General features: G+C 53.1%; 22 protein-coding genes and 1 pseudogene. 10 read left to right on the plus strand and 13 right to left on the minus strand.

What is annotated here, in order from left to right; translation table 11 throughout:
• The first annotated feature begins 73 nt into the window (after positions 1–73).
• The 10 genes and pseudogenes from JFU47_RS32040 (at position 74) to JFU47_RS32080 (ending at position 7,198) form a co-directional block, all read left to right on the plus strand.
• A complete protein-coding gene (locus JFU47_RS32040) occupies positions 74–664 on the plus strand; it encodes a cysteine hydrolase family protein (protein ID WP_201188374.1) in 591 nt (196 codons plus the stop codon).
• 131 nt (positions 665–795) lie between these two features.
• Entirely contained in the window at positions 796–1,116 is a 321-nt protein-coding gene (locus tag JFU47_RS32045; protein ID WP_056740391.1) for a hypothetical protein, read from the plus strand.
• 75 nt (positions 1,117–1,191) lie between these two features.
• The gene (locus JFU47_RS32050; protein ID WP_008146127.1) at positions 1,192–1,749 is read left to right on the plus strand and encodes a Smr/MutS family protein; all 558 of its coding nucleotides are present in this window, start codon (positions 1,192–1,194) and stop codon (positions 1,747–1,749) included.
• A 120-nt stretch (positions 1,750–1,869) separates the two neighbouring features.
• Positions 1,870–2,604 carry an XRE family transcriptional regulator gene (locus tag JFU47_RS32055; RefSeq protein WP_140680091.1) on the plus strand — a complete coding sequence of 245 codons (735 nt, stop codon included), beginning with the start codon at positions 1,870–1,872 and terminating at the stop codon, positions 2,602–2,604.
• A 251-nt stretch (positions 2,605–2,855) separates the two neighbouring features.
• Positions 2,856–3,530: a polysaccharide lyase family 7 protein gene (locus JFU47_RS32060; RefSeq protein WP_140680092.1), complete on the plus strand. Its 675-nt coding sequence runs from the start codon at positions 2,856–2,858 to the stop codon at positions 3,528–3,530.
• Positions 3,531–3,623: 93 nt separating this feature from the next.
• Positions 3,624–3,905 (plus strand): annotated as a pseudogene (locus JFU47_RS33225) (site-specific integrase); the annotation flags it as partial.
• Positions 3,906–3,927: 22 nt separating this feature from the next.
• On the plus strand, positions 3,928–4,473 hold the full coding sequence (gene folE / locus JFU47_RS32065) for a GTP cyclohydrolase I FolE (RefSeq protein WP_010456659.1): 546 nt from the start codon (positions 3,928–3,930) through the stop codon (positions 4,471–4,473).
• Positions 4,474–4,810: 337 nt separating this feature from the next.
• Entirely contained in the window at positions 4,811–5,881 is a 1,071-nt protein-coding gene (locus tag JFU47_RS32070; protein WP_201188376.1) for a hypothetical protein, read from the plus strand.
• Between the two features lie 146 nt (positions 5,882–6,027).
• Positions 6,028–6,909 carry a hypothetical protein gene (locus tag JFU47_RS32075; protein ID WP_201188378.1) on the plus strand — a complete coding sequence of 294 codons (882 nt, stop codon included), beginning with the start codon at positions 6,028–6,030 and terminating at the stop codon, positions 6,907–6,909.
• A 76-nt stretch (positions 6,910–6,985) separates the two neighbouring features.
• Positions 6,986–7,198, plus strand: coding sequence for a hypothetical protein (locus JFU47_RS32080; RefSeq protein WP_207203151.1), 213 nt, complete (start codon positions 6,986–6,988; stop codon positions 7,196–7,198).
• 24 nt (positions 7,199–7,222) lie between these two features.
• Here the strand turns inward: JFU47_RS32080 and JFU47_RS32085 are convergent, their stop codons facing one another.
• The 13 genes from JFU47_RS32085 to JFU47_RS32145 form a co-directional block, all read right to left on the minus strand.
• Positions 7,223–7,903 (minus strand): hypothetical protein, encoded by a 681-nt coding sequence (locus JFU47_RS32085; protein ID WP_201188380.1) that lies wholly within the window; start codon positions 7,901–7,903, stop codon positions 7,223–7,225.
• Complete coding sequence (locus tag JFU47_RS32090) at positions 7,900–8,085, minus strand: hypothetical protein (RefSeq protein ID WP_201188382.1); 186 nt, start codon at positions 8,083–8,085, stop codon at positions 7,900–7,902. Before JFU47_RS32090 ends, JFU47_RS32085 begins: the two co-directional genes overlap by 4 nt.
• A 3-nt stretch (positions 8,086–8,088) precedes the next feature.
• Complete coding sequence (locus JFU47_RS32095; protein WP_201188384.1) at positions 8,089–8,514, minus strand: hypothetical protein; 426 nt, start codon at positions 8,512–8,514, stop codon at positions 8,089–8,091.
• Positions 8,511–8,708: a hypothetical protein gene (locus JFU47_RS32100; RefSeq protein ID WP_201188386.1), complete on the minus strand. Its 198-nt coding sequence runs from the start codon at positions 8,706–8,708 to the stop codon at positions 8,511–8,513. The genes JFU47_RS32095 and JFU47_RS32100 overlap by 4 nt, the downstream gene beginning before the upstream one ends.
• 11 nt (positions 8,709–8,719) lie before the next feature.
• Positions 8,720–9,112: a hypothetical protein gene (locus JFU47_RS32105; protein ID WP_201188388.1), complete on the minus strand. Its 393-nt coding sequence runs from the start codon at positions 9,110–9,112 to the stop codon at positions 8,720–8,722.
• A gap of 98 nt (positions 9,113–9,210) precedes the next feature.
• Positions 9,211–10,170: a hypothetical protein gene (locus JFU47_RS32110; RefSeq protein ID WP_201188390.1), complete on the minus strand. Its 960-nt coding sequence runs from the start codon at positions 10,168–10,170 to the stop codon at positions 9,211–9,213.
• Positions 10,170–10,508, minus strand: a complete 339-nt coding sequence (locus tag JFU47_RS32115) for a hypothetical protein (RefSeq protein ID WP_201188392.1) — start codon at positions 10,506–10,508, stop codon at positions 10,170–10,172. Before JFU47_RS32115 ends, JFU47_RS32110 begins: the two co-directional genes overlap by 1 nt.
• Entirely contained in the window at positions 10,509–10,988 is a 480-nt protein-coding gene (locus JFU47_RS32120; protein WP_201188394.1) for a hypothetical protein, read from the minus strand.
• Between the two features lie 5 nt (positions 10,989–10,993).
• Positions 10,994–11,467 (minus strand): hypothetical protein, encoded by a 474-nt coding sequence (locus JFU47_RS32125; protein ID WP_201188396.1) that lies wholly within the window; start codon positions 11,465–11,467, stop codon positions 10,994–10,996.
• A 94-nt stretch (positions 11,468–11,561) separates the two neighbouring features.
• A complete protein-coding gene (locus tag JFU47_RS32130; protein WP_201188398.1) occupies positions 11,562–11,936 on the minus strand; it encodes a hypothetical protein in 375 nt (124 codons plus the stop codon).
• A gap of 591 nt (positions 11,937–12,527) precedes the next feature.
• Positions 12,528–12,758 (minus strand): hypothetical protein, encoded by a 231-nt coding sequence (locus JFU47_RS32135; RefSeq protein WP_201188400.1) that lies wholly within the window; start codon positions 12,756–12,758, stop codon positions 12,528–12,530.
• Between the two features lie 266 nt (positions 12,759–13,024).
• Positions 13,025–14,353 carry a hypothetical protein gene (locus JFU47_RS32140; protein ID WP_201188402.1) on the minus strand — a complete coding sequence of 443 codons (1,329 nt, stop codon included), beginning with the start codon at positions 14,351–14,353 and terminating at the stop codon, positions 13,025–13,027.
• A gap of 189 nt (positions 14,354–14,542) precedes the next feature.
• Positions 14,543–14,728 carry a helix-turn-helix domain-containing protein gene (locus tag JFU47_RS32145; protein WP_201188404.1) on the minus strand — a complete coding sequence of 62 codons (186 nt, stop codon included), beginning with the start codon at positions 14,726–14,728 and terminating at the stop codon, positions 14,543–14,545.
• Between the last annotated feature and the right edge of the window lie 39 nt (positions 14,729–14,767).

Below are 14,767 nucleotides of genomic sequence, written 5' to 3' on the forward strand. Positions count from 1 at the left end.
CGATGGTAGCGATTCACAGAAGCGCTCAGCCAGAGGACAATGTCGCAAAAGCCCCACCCGAAGGAGCCCCAGAATGTCCGTTCCAAAAACGATGTTTCAACTCAGCGGCCGCGGTTATGCAGCTGCCGTTCTGAGCCATGCGACCCTTGTCATCATCGATGCCCAGAAAGAATACCTCAGCGGCCCGTTGGCCTTGAGCGGCATGGATGCTGCCGTCGCGAACATCAAGCAACTGGTGGCCGCTGCCCGTGCAGCCGGCCGGCCGATCGTCCATGTCCGCCACCTCGGTACCGTCGGTGGGCTGTTCGATCCACAAGGTGAGCGCGGTGAGTTCATCCCTGGCCTGGAACCACAGGGCGACGAAACCATCATCGGTAAATTGCTGCCGAGTGCTTTCCACGGCACCGAACTGCTGGAACGCCTGCAGAATCTCGGTTCGCTGGACCTGATCGTATGCGGTTTCATGAGCCACTCCAGCGTCAGCACCACGGTGCGCGCCGCGAAGAACCTGGGCTTTCGTTGCACGCTGGTGGAAGACGCCTGCGCGACTCGCGACCTGCCTTACAAGGGCGGCGTATTGAGCGCAGATCACGTACAGCAGACCGAAATGGCGATCATGGCGGACAACTTTGCCACCCTCGCGCTGACTAACGGCCTGATCTGATCGACGCTCGATGAGCGGTCCATGCCGCCGCTCATCCACAAAAGCCAATCATTTGCTGTAATTGTCTTAGCCTCAGGAACATCCCGGTCAACTCCCGGTCGAAGGGCCGATACCCATTGAGGAAGGTCGGAATGAAGTTATCCGATGGTTTTGACGCTCGCCGCTTGCGGCCCAAAGGCCAACGCAACTGGCGTTTTCGAATCGGCGCGGCATTTGCTGCCTTGCTGTCGATGAGCGGTGTGTTGCTGGCGATGGCAGGCATAGCCAGCCTGCTTGGCCACGCACCCGCCCTGGGCGAGTTGAATACCAACCGGGTCGGTTCGGCGGTGATTCTGGCGATCGGCCTGTTCGTGCTGTACCTCGGCGTGTGGCTGTGGCGTCGCTGCCGTCGCCGCTCGCGGCAGTCGCAAGAGTTGAACATCTCCCCGCATTTGATGAAAAAGCACGACTGAGCCGAGCGTTGCGCGTTTTCTCGCGCCTCATTCGCCTCGAGTTGGGTAAACTGGCCGCCCTTCGCGGAGGCTGACATGCAAGACGACGATTTTTCCCTGTTCAAAAGCGCGATCCAAGGCGTCAAGCCGATCAAACACGATCGCGCCGAAACCGGCAAACCCAAAGCTGACCGCGCGCAAATCGCCAAGTTGCGTCAGGCCGCCACTGTGCGCACCGATGCCACCACCGTTGACGGGCTGTCCGATCAGTTCGTCATCGATGTTGGCCCGGAAGACGAGCTGATGTGGGCGCGTGACGGTGTTCAGGAAAGCCAGATGCGCAAGCTCAAGATCGGACAGATCCCGTTCGAAGGCAGCCTCGACCTCCATGGCATGAGCGTGGAAAAGGCTCGGGAAACCCTCTGGGCGTTTCTGGCCGAAGCGACCAAATTCGAAATCCGCTGCGTGCGCGTCACCCACGGCAAGGCTGTGCGTCTGGACGGCAAGCGGCCGATGATCAAAAGCCACGTCAACACCTGGCTGCGCCAACATTCACAAGTGCTCGGCTTCACCTCGTGCCAAGCGAAACACGGCGGCGCCGGAGCAGTTTATGTGATGCTCAAACGGACCATGATGGAAGGTCGCGACGAGTAAAGCGGTTGCGCCACGCTTGCAGCATCGTGTCCGCCACCGCACTGGTTTGGCTACTGGCCGACCACTCAGTATAGGTATGCCGACTTGCAATGATATGGGAGCTCCCGTAATACTTCGCAGATGGAATTCAAAGAAAGACTCAAAGCAGCCCGCCAACACGCCAAGCTCAATCAGACCGAGCTTGCCGAACGCGCAGGCCTGACACAAACCTCAATCTCCGACCTCGAGCGCGGGAAATCGAAGGCAACAGCCTTTGCTGCCCAGATCGCTACAGTGTGTGGCGTTTCACCGATGTGGCTGGCCGAAGGTGTCGGTGACATGCTTAAAGGTGTGTCCGATGCTGTTCCGTTGAATCGCCCCCCTCCAAACGTTTCGATGTCAGACATCCAGCCCTGGGACGACAGCACGCCCCTGGATGACGACGAGGTTTATGTCCCCTTCCTGCGTGAAGTTGAGCTGGCGGCCGGTTCAGGCCGTTTCGTGATCGCAGAAAACGACAGCGCCAGGCTGCGTTTCTTCAAGAAAGACCTGCGTCACAACAACGTGCAGTTCAACAACGCCAGGTGCGTGGTGGTGAGCGGAAACAGCATGCTCCCGGTACTGCGCGACGGCGCTACCGTTGGCATGAACGTCGGAAAGAACTCGCTGGGCGACATCGTCGACGGCGACATGTACGCGATCAACCACAACGGCCAGCTCCGCGTGAAACAGGTCTACCGACTGCCCAGCGGGATCCGCCTACGCAGTTTCAACCGCGACGAGCACCCGGACGAGGACTACACCTTCGCCGAGATCCAGGAGCAGCAGCTTGCGATCCTGGGTCATGTCTTTTGGTGGGCGATGTATTCACGGTGAACTCAAGAGAAGCCCGCCAAGCGCGGGCTTTTTTTGTACCTGGAATATAGGCCGCGGAATAAAATATGGGAATACCTATTGACACAAAATATGGGAACTCCCATATTTGTATTCAACCCAACTGGAAATCGATCGGGAGCTGCCAAGCATCACTTCTGCCCATTCACCGAGTGGGCAGTGGGATGTAGGCCTGCATCAAACGCAAGGCTCACCAGAGCAAAAAGCGACATCAATGGACTGAGGTAAAAACCATGACTGTAGACATCAGCAACTTCACCATCGCTACCCCGCTTCCAATCTCCGACACCAACCCGATTGCGCTTGAGCTCATCGGCTGGCGCGCACTGATCGAATGCCCCGACGTCATCTCAATGCTTGAGGATGGTTCGCTGCAGATGACGGCGCCGACACTTGGCGCCTCGAGCAAGAGCACGCTACGAACCCGCTGCGAGTGGAAGGAGCCAGGTTACTGGCTGTTCTCCAGCGCAGCGGACCACTGGAACCGGCAAGAAATGCGAGTGACCAAAGTCAACTCGCTGCAGAAAGTCGTGATCGGTCAGATTCATGTGCAGGGCTCAGAACGACCTCCGGTAAAGGTGTTCTGGAACAAAGGGAAAATCACCATGGGGTTCCGGTCAAGCTACCTCCAGGACGATCCGGTCAACTCGACGATTTTGGAGAACGTGCCGCTCGGAGCACTTTTCAAAATCAACATTCACGCCAATTCGAGCGGCGCCGTCTCTGTATCGGCTAGTTGTAACGGCGTCAAATCCACTTCCGCGATCATGCGCCTCGACAACACTTGGGACACGAAAACACTCGCCTTTCACGGCGGCGTGTACAACCAGATCGATTACTCCGACACCACCGACCCGCTAGACGGTTCTGTCTGCATCATCAGCGATCTGTCGATCACTCACGCCTGATACGACCTGCTCGGCCTGATGAGCAATACAGGCTTCAAGGAAGCATCACTGCTGCACCTTGGCGACAGGGTGTAGCGGGATGCGGATAAAACCCGGCAGGCCAGCCTGACCGACAAACACTTCCAGGCCGCACTGACCGAATTGGGGCTTCGCGCCCGCCGGCAATACAACTGCCGGCACACATACGCTACCATGTGCCTCATGTCGGGGATGAACCCTGCGTTTATTGCCACTCAGCTCGGTCATAGCGTTCAGATGTTGCTATCGACCTACGCCCGATGGATCAACTCCAGCACCGACTGGTGTGAGCTCGGGACGCTTGAAAAGAGTTTGATTGGTACACAATTGGTACAGACAGAAACAGTACCCCTCTGAAACCCTTATGGAATCAGCCTCTGTGACACTGGAACAGAACTACACCGCGATTCTCGGCCAATTGGGCGAGGACGTCTCCCGCGAGGGCCTGCTCGACACGCCAAAACGTGCCGCCAAAGCCATGCAGTACCTCTGCCGCGGTTATGAACAGACACTGGAAGAGGTCACCAACGGTGCCTTGTTCAGCTCCGACAACAGCGAAATGGTGCTGGTGAAGGACATCGAGCTCTACTCGTTGTGCGAACACCACCTGCTGCCGTTTATCGGCAAGGCTCACGTCGCCTACATCCCGAGCGGCAAGGTATTGGGCCTGTCGAAAGTTGCGCGGATCGTCGATATGTACGCCCGCCGCCTGCAGATCCAGGAAAACCTCAGCCGCCAGATCGCCGATGCGGTCCAGCAAGTCACCGGCGCCCTGGGCGTTGCAGTGGTGATCGAGGCCAAACACATGTGCATGATGATGCGCGGTGTGGAGAAACAGAATTCGTCGATGATCACCTCGGTGATGCTGGGTGAGTTCCGCGAAAACGCCGCCACCCGCAGCGAGTTTCTCAGCCTGATCAAGTAATTCGCAGCACGAAGAAAGCCGGCATTCATCGCCGGTTTGCATGTGACTGGTTCTCACCAGAATCACATAAAAAACAAGGGCTTGCAGCGATGCAGGCCCTTGTCGTTTCTGGTCGGAGTTACACCGGGACTACACTGCCGCTGGTCGGAATCTGTCGGGTGCAGGTTACGCCGTGCTGAGCGTCCCGAGTTGCCGGTGGACAGACTAGTGGCAAATGGGTAGCGTCTGTCGCAACCACATCTAAGCTAGACAGGACTTTCAGGACGACAAGGAGTGTTATAGGACCCGCCATAGCGACTAATAGTAGTTATGAGCCATTCATAAAAATGGAGTAGTAATGTTTTTCGGAAAAGAAGAAAACGCTAAGGTTTTGGCTGGATTCCTATTTAAAGCCGGAGCCGCTCATGTTGACGACGAAGCAAGAGCCATGCGGCTATCTCTATCAAGAGAGATAATTGGATACATCTACAAACAACCTGAAAGATGGGACGATCGGTGCAGCTTTAATATTAAGCATATAGGCGGTCAATTTATTCAATGGCTAGGGGATTTTGATCCACGAAAGCCAGCAGACATTGATAATATTTACTCAATGGCCTATAGATTTCTTTGCGAGTTTGACTTTCTGGTAGGTCCCGGAAAAGAGCTTAGCATGGAGTTGCGATCAATTAGGAATAAGATTGAGCATGATAATGTTGAAATGGAAGATAATGTTAGGTCTCAAATTATCTACGCCTCATACATAATGCCCGCCAATATAGCTAAAGATTTTATTAATGACGCAAATATTGGCGTCTTCAAAGATTTTGAACTGAGAAAAGCTGAAGCAGAAAAACTTAAAAATCAATGGGACGAAGAAATCGAACAAAAAAAGACCATAACAGATGCGCTGAAAGACAAACTGGACGAATATAAAATTGGCTTTAATTTTGTGGGGCTATATAAAGGCTTCTCTGATCTAGCCGAGAAAAAATTCAAAGAATCACTCGGGTTATTCTGGTCATTGATAGGTATGGGGTTTCTCATCCTCTCACCCCTGATTGCTGAAATTGTATTCGCCGCAAGCGAGATCTATGGCGGAAAGTCCTTCACTGCCAATCATCTAATCATTCTAATACCATTGATTTCCATCGAGTTAATTTTGGTTTATTTTTTTAGGATCATTCTGGTTAACCATAGATCCGTAAAAGCACAAGTCATGCAGCTTGAATTAAGGCAGACGCTTTGCCAATTTATTCAGAGCTACGCTGCATACTCTTCGGAAATCAAAAAACAAGACGCAGGGGCATTGGAGAAATTTGAAAACCTAATATTTAGTGGAATTCTTTCTGACCCTGAAAAGCTGCCCAGCACTTTTGATGGCCTTGAGCAAATAGGGAATTTAATCAAGAGTGTGAAAAACTCATAACAAACGGTTCCGGGCCGATCACCAAGGGAACGATGCAGGCCCTTGGCGTTTTTGGCCGGGGTTACTCCTAATACAGTCCAGCTTGTAATTCTGGCATAGCTTAGTATCTTCGAAGGAAGAGCCTCTCGCAGACAAAAGGAAAGCATGTGGTCAGCATAACGGAGCAGTACCCCCCACTGGATCTCGATGAAATAGTGGGAATAGTGAATGAGTTCGACGGTTACACTGTTGAAAAAAAAATTGAAGCAATCTCAAAAATTGTTAGCAAACATCCTTTTTTAAACTTCCCTACAAAGAACGACAGTAGAGATTTTTATCGAGCCAGAGTTTCCAAAAATGGTTCCTTTCCATTCAACTATACAGGGTTTCTGTGGAACCATTCCGCTCCTGCTCAGCGAGCCAGGTTAAATGTAGACGGGGATCCTGTTCTATACGTAGCCAATCAAGCTAACGCGGCTTTCAGTGAAATCGGCGCAGTTGATGACTTGGTTATCATGAGCATCCTAAAAATTCAGAATGGAAAAAGCGTAACTTTTCTTCCTCTAGGTACATTTGCCAACATTATGAGATCTAATGCAGCACATCTAGATTACCCAGAGGCACAGGTGGCTGAAACTAGAAAGAAGATACTTGCGTGCCCTGTACGGAAAATGCAGTCATTACTTATCGCTGACGAATTTCTTTATAATTGCATAATGGAAGAGAATGTTGATTACACTATCTCTTCGACTACAGCGAATCTGATATTCAACAAATACCCCTTTGTTGATGCAATAACATATCCAAGCAAGAAGCTTCGGTCCGCCACCAATTACGCCATAAAAACCACTACCTTCTGGGATAAGTGGGAAATTGGTTCAGCTTGTAGCCTTAACGTAAAGCATTTAGCTCTCGGCCATTTTTTGCATAGCAACGTTAGGTGCGTAGAAAACATTGATGACAGTGGATTTATGAGTTGGGAGCGTTCATACCCACTTCATCAAACTAGCCTCAAACCTCTCAACTGGAAAAAACCGTTGTCAATCTAATACTGGGCCGGTCGCCGATGGCTCAACAGTCTTGCGCTACACTGCGTTCCTGCACCATCACTCAAGGACGATATCCATGTCTTCAGAGGCCCACATCGCCACGGCGGATGCCCTGACACTGCTGCTCCATAACCAGCACGCGCTAGGTGCGGCGATAGAAGAGATCACAAGTTGGCTCGCATCGAATGGCGCAGGGCGTGTCGCCGATAACGCAATGACTGCCATGGAAACGCTGGACGCAAATGCACAAGCCATCACCGATGCAATTATGCGGCTACGCCAGTCCTAGATTGCTGGCCAGCTTCGGCGGGGCTTACAGCAATTCGTTGCGACGGCTCATTCTTCTGCACAGCTCCGCCGCTGTCGGTTTGGCGCTTACCTGGCGCTGGACCGGACCATGGCCGCCTTGCTCTGCTGACGAACCGGCATAGCTTTCAATGCTGCCGGTTTTGCTTGAGCGCACCAAGGCGGCGTCACGGCGCTGATCCGGTGTCATGTCCAACTCCTGCAACCACCGGGTGCGATCAGGATCGTCCACCGGGGTTTCGTGGGCTGGCTCGGGCGGTAGCATGTCCGGCGCATCGACAGGAGGCGTCCACTGGTTCGGGTTAATGTATTCCTCTGGCACGCGCTCGGCCACGGGTGCTGCGAGTTCCTGTTGGGCTTGGATCCCGAGGTTCAAAGCAAACGCCACTCGACGGCTGGCTTCGAACAGATCGAGGTTGTTGAAATTTATCTGCTGATTAAAAGTACCGCCTTCGTCATCTTTTGCCGGACTAGGAAAAAGTCTACTGAGCCCTTGTCGTAAAAATTCTGCTGGATTGTCCTCGGCGAATTTAAGCAGCCATCGCACACCGCCCAATTTTTTATAGACGGCCATTAAATCCCCGGCCATTTGACTAGTCACAAGTTGGCGTTCGCCCTTATCCAACGAACGGCCTTTAATACGGCCACCGGTTTTTAATTGGCCCGGTGGTCTGCCACGCGCTGTCATTGCACCAACCTCATCAGGGCCGGGGTGGTGCTGATCGTCACTGCGCCGTCAGGACCGCGTTCGGTGTACGTTTTGACCGACACACCGTCAGCGTCTTGGGTGGCGCACCACTCCAGCAGCGCGCCCGCGAGCGCCAGCGCTTCGCCATGGCTGGTGGTGCTGGTAAGGGTCACAGTCGCCATGGGTTACCTCGGTGTGCCGGGTAAAGCGGTGTCAACCACCGAAGTTACCGCACGGACGATCCGGCCGTTTTCGTCGCGCTGCATGACGGCGGTTTCGAAGGTCGGGCCGTCACCCTGCAAGGGCTTTGTGGTCATTTTTGCGATTCGGCCGAAGGCGTCGCGCTGGGACACCACAGACTCAAACGGTGGTGGGGTCTTGTGCCTTGGCGTCGGTGGGATCTGCTTGAAGTCGGTGTAGGGCGCCGGGGCGTTGAACAGGTCACGGACACGTGGCGGGGGTTTGCGTTCCACCGCTTCGCCTACCCGGCGCTCGACTTCGTCGGCGATCAAGCTTTCGATTGCGACACCCAAGCCGTGACCTTCGGGCGCCGGGGCTTCGGGGTTTTGGCGATTGAACTTTCGTTCAAGCAGTTGCAGTTTCGGGCTCATTTCAGTGATCTCGCTTGGCCAATGAGATGTTGAAGCTTCAACACTTCACCGCCGTGAAGTCCGGCCCCGGCTGCCTTAGCTAAGAGGTCGTCGAGTTTAGCCAGTAACCGGTCATTGCCGCCTTTCAAGGCGAGTTTGTCGCGGACTTCCTTTCCCTCAAGTAAAATTGGGCTGCTCCCAGTAATCGTGTCCATTTTAGTTCTCCTTAAATAATAGAGAATGGCGTCAGTGATAAAATCAAAGAGCGAAGGCCGCCTTGGTTAGTTGCGACTCCGGCCGTAGTGCAAGACACCAGCTGAATCTTACTGAGTCCCACCAATTGACTCGGATCAAAGACCAGAACCTGTGAAGCCGAAGTCTGAAAAGTAAGGAAATCGCCGTTACTATTTTTTACGTCGTACATCACAGCAGTGCTGCCTTCAAGGCTGGCTGACTTGATACCTAGCACAGCAGTAGTCCAGCTGGACGACACTTGCACCGCACTAAGGACGTGGCCGGTTAAATTGATAAGGTCGGATACCGAGGCACCGTTCTGGATCTCGACCACCGCTGTCGCCCGTGGGTTGGGTCTTGCCCGGTCAACTTGTCGCATTGCCATTTCATTTCACCTCTTTACGTAGTTTCTTGCGTTCTTTCTTTTCGAAGCTAATTCTGTCTTTTTCCAGTTGTCGTAAAACTTTCTTGGAGCGTTTCACTCTATTTCACCGAATCCAAGAGTGTCCTATACCGCGCTTGTAATTGAGGGTCTTTGAAGTAGGCACGCCGTCCAATCGGCGTCGCCAGCAAGGCCTCGATTTCTTTTATCTCTGCCGAGATAGCCGCGCCTGAAGTTGGCAAAGTGCCCGAACCAATGCTGGCGTTATAAAGAAACTCGATAGTCTCTGCACAATTGAGGATGTGAACCCAGTTGACACCGTTGACCGTCGTAAACTGGTCGAAGTGTTGACGTTCTCTCGGGGTGAGCTTCTCCAAGTGTGCTTGGGCCAAAGCCACCATATTCTGCGCCGTGTACTGGCCGTGCTTGGCGGCAAGAGTAGCCAACGAATTAATTTGGGCCTGTTCATTAATCTTAAGGACCCGGGAAAAGTCACTGTCGCTCAATTGACTGAGCATTGCCTCGGAGGAAGTAGAAGGCGCCGTCCTTGGCAATGTCTCCTGACCCACAGGAGCTTGGTTTAACTTGGCTGTCGCTTTTGCCAGCCATTGGATTGCCGCTGTGACAAAAGACTGCTTGGCACGCGGGGAGCCTGAGAGTTCGTATATAGCATTCCCGAATAAATGGCCGAGCCAGTCATCTTGTCCGTGCAAATTAAAATTATGACGGGGCGTTACTTGGCAAGGTGCTTTTGTGGCGTTCTCCTGCATGAACCTGATTGCGGCCTGCACCATATGAGCAGGATATGCAAGGGTACTCATGTCATTCATGAACGCTGCGCCCAACTGGCCCAGCACCACGTCAACCTGTTGTTTAGTTGTCCCAGGAGGTAACTGGGAACCGAACAGGGTCGGACCTTGTGGCTGGCGTTGGTATTCGTTAATTTCCCTGTCCGTTAAAGGTTGTGCCCAACTATCCGGTTGGATAGGCGCCAGCACCGGCATGCCAGCGTCATACGGGGCAATTTCATTATTGCTGAGGGTGTCGAGTTCGTTAGCCATTATTTTTTAACCCCCGGTCCCCACACGGTTAAGAAGTCGCCATTTTTAGTAACTTCGATCCCCAGCTTATTAATGGCGTTCGTTACACCATGCAGACGTGACTTGACTTCGGTGGCACATTCGCCGGTAAAGGGGAGTTCAGCAGTCTCAATAATCTTTTCGATCAGGACGTGTTCTTCGGCCATATAAAAACCGAAGCGTTCAGCATTAGTGATTTGATACATGGCCGCGATGACTTTTTGGGACAGGGACATGGTATGAGCCTTTATCTGTTGGGTAATGTAGGCGGCATTAGGCAACGTTTGCACCGCGTTGAGTAACGCCGTTAAAAGAGTCATTTAAATTAAACTCGCTTTCTGCGGAGCTGCGTCAGCTCTCGCGACCTGATTACGCATGGTCAACCACGGACGCATGCAAACCACATGGCATCTTGAGTTGTGAACCGGCTCGCCGCGAATATCTTTTTCGACGATAAGATCCAGATGCGCCAACCGGCCCATATCTTGTAGGCACCATCGGCACTGACAGTTGCTCGTCGGGAAATGCTCAAGCCGGTACTTCATCCCCGCAATAGTCGGCGGCGTGGCAAGCGATACCAGTGACCAGCGACCATTCGTGTTGCGCCATAAACCAACGCCGTAGCGTTGCTGGAGTTCGTTGTGGGTATCTTCCCTGCGCAAATAATGTGTAAGCGTTTCGTGGTCGGGCGGGTTATCGAGTGCAGCAGCCACATATTTAGCGAGTGTCGGGAGTTCGCCAATGTAACTGATGAATTGGATCGCGACTTGCTGTATCGCGGCGTTGTATAGGTCGTTCATGGCGTTTACCCGCGAAGACTGGCGTGTTGCAAAAGTTCTTGCAGGCATTCTTCCTGACTCGGGCTGTTAGTGATGATCGTGACCCCATCTGAACATCTAACCGCTGCCCACATATCCTGGCCTAAGTGTACGAGTTTATGATTCGATGGAAGTCTCTCACCAACGGCGCAGACCATTGCCTCAAGTTTCACAAAAGCAATTTGCTGTACTTCACAGTAGCCTCGACCCGCTTGCAGGACCAAGTATCTCGCGTAATAAGTCCGGTCAACCGGGCACATTATGAGTTCATCGCCGGGAATGAACTGGTGGCTGACGGTGGCGTAGAAACTGGACTCGCTGAGGCGCTCAACGGGTACTCCGGGCGGTACAAAGATCTTGAACTCGTTACCAACGGACTCCCTCAGTCGCACGTCCTTCGGCGTCAGGCTGGTGACTGGCTTGAACTGAAACTGTTCGGTAGATACATCGCTTCGGGACATGTGATGGACTCCAGTTGGTTATGTCTGGAGTTATGTATAACGCTTCGTGGATTCGTTGTACGGCCCGAAAGTTAAATACACTGCTGTTTAAATATTACAATGACAGGGTTTTTAAGTAGTCGTCGATAGTGCGCCAGCTTGGGACGTACTCACCATGGATCTGCTTCTGCGCCCACTCGGCACGGCTGCGCCGGGACTTCCACAGAAGCAAGGGGAGTTGAAGCTGATGGTCATGCACCAAGTCTTCCATCGCGGCTTCCAGACGCATTGTGTGATATTCACGGGCATGCGCCATGCGGGCAATCTTGGCTGCCTTCTTGGCCTTGTCTGGATCTGGTGCAGGTTGTTGAGCAGCCCGGTAGCGTTGAAGTTCGTCGAGATCCCGGAACAACTGCTGCTGCCACCGGGATGGGACAGACCATTCCAAACCACTTTGGTACTCGAAAGATGATCCATGCGTGGTGTTCACAGTCGTAAGCCCTCAACGAAGTGTTGCCGATACCCGTTATGCACCCGGTGCCCGCGTGGTTGCCATGGTTCGTCGCGATACCTGTAGTGCAGGTCGAGAATTGTGATTATTCGTGCTGTTTTCATCACCAATACCTCTCAAAAATTACCCCAAGCTTGACCGCACCGTGTGGCTACAGCCGTTCCAGCACCGTGCCCACTAGAATCAGGCCTCCTCGGCCTTTGCGCGCCTCCTGCGGCCTCACAGTTCACCTATCATTTCCAAGGCTCTCGACAGACCATTTTTCCCGCCGAAAAATGCGGTTTTTGACCCCTTCCGTGACCCTGCTGTAGCCCAATCCAGCATAACCGCTCTATTCCGAGGCTTTAACAGTTGAAAAAACCGGACCGCATGTCCGTTATTGGGCTTTTCCGGGGCCTGTTGAGGCCACATAAATAGCTTGCTAATTAACTTAGAATTCAATGTGCCGCGTCTAATGGCGCTGGCCGTTTTTCTAATTGTCCTTTGGACAATCCGGTTTTATTAAGAGGGAATCCCGTTCCTGCTTAACAAGACGAATAAACAATTTGAGATAACTCTCTTTTTTTAATTTTATGGCCGAAATAGCTGCGACGACTTCGGGAGGTATCCACAAGTCTGCATGTATCCAACCGGCGAGCCGCCGCCGCTGGCGTATCCCCGCATGCGCTTGGCATCCTTGCCACGGGCTTTGGGCTTCTCCGCTGCTGTCACGTAGTCGCCTGTATCGAGCATGCGCTCGGCGTCGGCGGGGCTCAGCACCGTCAGCACTTGGCTCTGTCGTACCAACCTGTAAGCTTTCATCACCGTTTCCTCGTTACACCGTTGGAGCCGTAGACATACCTGTAGTCAGGTGCCTGTCTACGGCTCCAGCCCATGCGGGGCGGGCGTTTTGGGGAGGGTGTAGACGTGTAGACACCACCCCCTACACCCACACCCTCCAGACCTTCTGTGGATAAAAAAGAGAGAGGGGGTATATATATATTTATTTTGTCTACATACCTCTCTAACGCGTACGGGCTGTGGGTTGCAGCCGTAGACAACCCCCTGTCTACACCCCGTCTACACGTCTACACCTCGTCCTCGGGTTTCTGCCTGTGGTAGCGCGTCCCACCGGCCTTCCATTCGTCCACCACAATCTGCCCCTCCCCCTCCAATGCCCTGAGTACCACGGGGCGCTCCTTTGGGTTGTCTTTCCACAGACGACACCCCTGCGCAACGACGCGATCAGGCACATAGCCCTTTGTCGCATAGGGCTCGGTCACAATCGTTTTTTCAAAGAACGCCATGAACGCGGCCTGCATCCGGCTATGGATATTCGCCCCGCCACCACCTTCGTCCGCAAAATGCTGGGCAAATTTTGATACCGTCCAATGCACAAGCCGCTTGGCCCAATCAAACCCTTCCCGTGTCACTTTCATCGAATCGGCCATGGCGTACAGCAGGGTGACTTGCAGGATTTTTTCTGTATACCGTCCCCATATTCCTGGCAAATTCTGCGACCGCCTCGCACCATATTCACTCTCGCGTATGCAGTCGTTTTCAAACTCTGGGTAAACTTCCAGCACATACGGCTGCACCCCCGAGGGTGGTGATCCATCGGGGTCGAAGAATTCGACAAACTTCTTCGCCTGTATCGCCGCCGCCCAATTCACCACTTCGTCAGGTAGTGGGGTGATCGGCTTGTACCGCTTCATCGGCGGCAAAACATCCACCACGAAGGGCAGATACCGATTAAGTGAACCATCCTCGGCAGTAGCCCCGGTGAGGTCTCCAATGGCGCGGAGGACACCCGTCCCAATCGCTGAAAAGAATGGGTGAGACAACGGGTTCATTTCCTTGCATCTTTTGTCGCGACCGGAATAGCGGATCGGGTCCACATAAGGCTTCACCGCCGCATCGTGCAGATCCAGCAGCAAAGTCCCCATGTTGTATTGCGAAGTACCGATTTTCGCGGCCGTAATATCTAAAATAAGCCTGACCATTTCTTCGTTGACCCAAATTACTTGCGGGACTTCGGAGAGCCGCCACAATATGGCTTCGGGTGAACCGAAACGGTTGCTGAAATGCGGCACGGCGGAAAATATCTTTTTATCTTCGAGCTGCTTCAACGCCTCGGCCGCCAGGTTAATTGCCGCGCCCTTGCCGGATTCAGTCGGTGCAAACAGCAGCATCCACAAATTGACGCGAAGGTCACGCGGCAACCTGACATTGCGGCCAATGACGGATTGAAAGAACAGCAGCGCGCTAAATAACGCAAAGGTTGGGTGCACCCGAAATGCATTATTCATTTGCCAATGGATAAACGCCTTCATGGGCTTGGGCGCATGGGTCATGATCCATGCAAGTTCATAGTCAATCGAGGGTGGGTCTTGCAAGTTGCCCGAAGTGTCGGCCATAATATGTTTACTCCTAATGGTGCCCCCAAGCGCTGCTAGGTCTTGTGCTGTAATTGAAATCCTCTCGATAATGCCTTCGTCGAGAGGATTTTTTTATTTAGTGCCCGGCTTTAAATCTTGCGGCGCGCTCTTTTGTCGGCACACCTAAACAATCCAGCCCGACACAGCAGATTTGAAGTTGTTCAAGATTTACACCGCCTCCACGCGCTGGCTTTCGATGTACGCGTCCAGATCTTTTTTCAGGTAATAAACCCGGCTGCCCATCTTCACGTAGGCGGGAGCTGGAGAATGTTTAAGAGTGCGCCAGATTTGCAGCGTCCCCGGTTTCAAACCAAGATACAAGGCGGCGTCCGCAGTGACATATTTCTCGTTCATTTAAGTGCCCCGTTACTGCTGATGATTAACGACAATTTC

The sequence above is a fragment of the Pseudomonas sp. TH39(2020) genome, assembly GCF_016650715.1.
GTDB lineage: Bacteria > Pseudomonadota > Gammaproteobacteria > Pseudomonadales > Pseudomonadaceae > Aquipseudomonas > Aquipseudomonas mandelii_C.